We start from the raw sequence: 3,242 nt of genomic DNA, 5'->3' as shown, positions 1-3,242 counted from the left end.
TTGTTCATTAATAGGAATGATATAGGAGACAGCATGAAGTGATATGCGTATATAAAATGGGGGTTATTTATTAAATTCTAGACTTTGTGCGGGGCTAGTCTCGTGAACTTTCTGAACAGGAATATCATTAAGTCTGATTATCTATGTCAAAGGATCCAATATTAGATAGTATGCTCAGTATTCAACGAATATGTCGCCAGACTTTAATCAATATGCTATGTTTCCAGGCTCATTTGGTATTTGAGGATAAGCATGAGATTAGCCATTAAAACTATGCAATATTTTGTCATTACAGGATTGTTATTTAGTTTAACCGCCTGTATGAAAACAAAGCCTCTAGGACATGAAATAGCTTCTTATAAAGTTAAGGGTAAAGTATATACACCTCTTAGATCTGCAAAAGGGTATAAAGCACGAGGACTAGCTTCGTTTTATAGTAAACGCTTCCATCATCATAAGACATCTAATGGAGAGCGATACAATATGTATTCCATGACAGCTGCACATCCTACGCTCCCGTTTAACACCCGACTACGAGTTAAGAATGTAAAAAATGGACGAACAGTGGTGGTTCGTATTAATGATCGAGGCCCCTTTTATAGTACGCGAATTATAGATCTTTCATATGCGGCTGCAAGTCGCCTGGGAATCACAAGTTCTTCTATAGTAGAAATACAAGCTCTAAATTAGAAATATAAATTTGAGCATTTTCCGAGTACTTTCATAAAACACCTCAATGAAGAAAGTAAATATACGCTTAATTTCTATCATTGAATACTAAGGTTTGATTCAGGATAATCAAACCTAGTTGTAATGTATCCTCAGGGTAATCAAACATTTCTAGTTTTAATGCTGAGAGCCCCCCATCTACTTTTTTTATAATCTATTCAAAATTTCAAAAAGTAGTATGAGGAATATTTTTTCGTATCAAATCCCCTCTAAGTAAATATTCAGTTTCTTTAGGTGTTAACAAGGTTGTGGACCAAAATGAATACTCATTTACAGATTTCCGCGGATTATGTATCACTAAAATCTTATTCTTTCACCCTCCTTCTTTAGGTGCCTCCTGTGCCTGTCTTTGCTTAGATGGAGGATTTGTAAAAATTTCTGGCGGCTGAAACCGCATAGAATATACCTCAAACCAACCTGATTCATATTTAAAGAGTTTCTCAGGAGTGCGAGAAGCTGAAAGTTGACTCGTTGATGAAAAAACGTTTTCAGCCTTTGCCCAATAATATCTTCCCCATTGACTTACTATAAAGCATAGCTCGCGTTCCTTGCTGATAAAGTATCCTGCAACAACTACTGAATGCTCTCGGTTACTCGAAAAATTTGCTGACTCACCAGATACTTCTATATCATAAAAAATAATAGGTGCTTCATCATTATTAATTGCCGAAATTATCCGATCGACGTAATGCTGAATATTGGATTTCGCAGGTTGTTGTTAATGTTTTTCTAAAATTAAACGAAAACTATGAGATAACATTTACTCCCTTATAACGGGTGGCTTGGCGTATCTTTTGTATTATGTAATAATTGCGACCGTTTTAACATAAGGATATTGTCAGTGAAAAAATTAAATACATTGTTATTCTTGGCTGGATGTACTTCAAGCAGCTTCGTTTTTGCAGGAACAATGGGCGAAGTTTCAACGTTGCCTTCTGTCTTTTTTGAATTATCTTCTGGTTATTCTTTTCCCTTCAATGAAAATCTTAATATAAATGTTCCTTCAGCTCCTGTCCCAATGGTTGTTGATTTAGACGGATCAGCATTTTTTGCAGCAGAAGTTGGGTATAGATTTCACCCAAACATTAGTGCCGGTCTACAAACTTCCTATCGCCCCGATTTTATCACGAAATCCTATAATGCTAATGATGTAATTGGAGATAGAAATATAGGCTCGTCTCCTGAAAAAGCTTTAACTTTTATGTTTAATGGTTATTTAAATGCGAATTCCTATAATAAATTTACTCCATATATAACAGGGGGAATAGGTGTAGCATCTACATGGTTAGGAGATATTAATGTTCATAATGAAGGAACTAATGAACCTGTTTTTTATCAGCCTAAGGGAAGGGAAACGCGTTTTGCCTGGCAAGCAGGGGCAGGTATCAATTATGAAGTGACACAACATATTGCTTTGGATCTTCGAGGAACTTTTATTGATTTTAGCCGCTCCAAATCAAAGGGTACCGGTGTATTTCGACCTCAAGGTGGTGTTTCTGGAGCCTTTCCTAGTACTGATTATACTTTGCTAAAATATAATGCATTTGAACTAGGTGGTGGATTAGTTGTGAAAGTTGACTAACATCTTATTCTTAACGAGTTGTTTCATTTCATGATAGAGTCTTATTCCATGAGAAAACTAAAAAAGAATATTTAAGAAAAAGTTAATTTTTTGTTTTCTCATGGATTTTTGATTTTATAATTTCGCTATGGCTTACCAAGAATAGGAAATTATTATCAATCTTCTAAACTCTCTTTTGTGATGGAATGCTCTGCGATAATGTTTTGATTGTTCGCGATATTTCACAAACCTTGCAAGTGTTCTCCGTAGTCTTACGTGGCAAGCATATCCATGCCCTTCTCAGTAAACGCTTTGGGCAACGCCGTTGAATGTTTTAAATTTTTATATTTTAAGTTTAATGAAATATTAAATGTTCATGTAAAAGGTAAAAAATGAAAAAATTCAGAATAAAGCATCCAGCTGTCATCCCGTATATCCCTGCCCGCCTGCTTCGCTGCATGGGTAAAATCATTGATGAGAATATTGGGGGTATAATAAATGATGGAGATATTTTCTCTAAAGTATTGGGTGCGATGCAGCCAGTATTTTTCTAAACAGGAAAAGGCCAGATTTATGGCGATTAAATCAAATTGCTCCTTCTGGATAAACGTTACTATTTCTTCTGCTTTGTCAGCGTGCATGACGCCATACCCCAGATAGCGAAACAAACGCAGGACAAGGACGGTAGTTGATGGATTGTCATCAATCAACAAAATATGAGGCGGCCAATTGAATGTGCTTTTCTCCATGGATAAGTTCCTTTCTTCAACAACACTCTGAAAATATTCCAGGAAACGTACCACGCACGCTGCACGAGCATATTCTGAGGGGAGAAATCAATAAAACGACCGCAGTGCTCCATTGATTTCCTAACCAACAGAACATGCCCTGCCATGGCAAACGCATTGAAATTCTCTAGTCCATAATTCTGTTATTAGCGTCACTACCCATC

3 protein-coding genes are annotated in these 3,242 nt (G+C 36.3%); 2 read left to right on the top strand and 1 reads right to left on the bottom strand.

Annotation, left to right across the window (positions count from 1 at the left end; genetic code table 11):
- Positions 1 to 252: 252 nt before the first annotated feature.
- Both A8O27_RS00015 and A8O27_RS00010 read left to right on the top strand, forming a co-directional pair.
- Positions 253 to 690, top strand: a complete 438-nt coding sequence (locus A8O27_RS00015; protein WP_058459557.1) for a septal ring lytic transglycosylase RlpA family protein — start codon at positions 253 to 255, stop codon at positions 688 to 690.
- A gap of 880 nt (positions 691 to 1,570) precedes the next feature.
- Positions 1,571 to 2,311, top strand: a complete 741-nt coding sequence (locus A8O27_RS00010; RefSeq protein WP_058459558.1) for an outer membrane protein — start codon at positions 1,571 to 1,573, stop codon at positions 2,309 to 2,311.
- A 353-nt stretch (positions 2,312 to 2,664) separates the two neighbouring features.
- Here the strand turns inward: A8O27_RS00010 and A8O27_RS00005 are convergent, their stop codons facing one another.
- Positions 2,665 to 3,039, bottom strand: coding sequence for a response regulator (locus A8O27_RS00005; protein WP_064115043.1), 375 nt, complete (start codon positions 3,037 to 3,039; stop codon positions 2,665 to 2,667).
- Positions 3,040 to 3,242 lie beyond the last annotated feature (203 nt).

Source organism: Legionella bozemanae, assembly GCF_001648595.1.
GTDB classification, from domain to species: Bacteria; Pseudomonadota; Gammaproteobacteria; order Legionellales; family Legionellaceae; genus Legionella; species Legionella bozemanae.
This window is presented reverse-complemented; position numbering and strand designations above follow the sequence as displayed.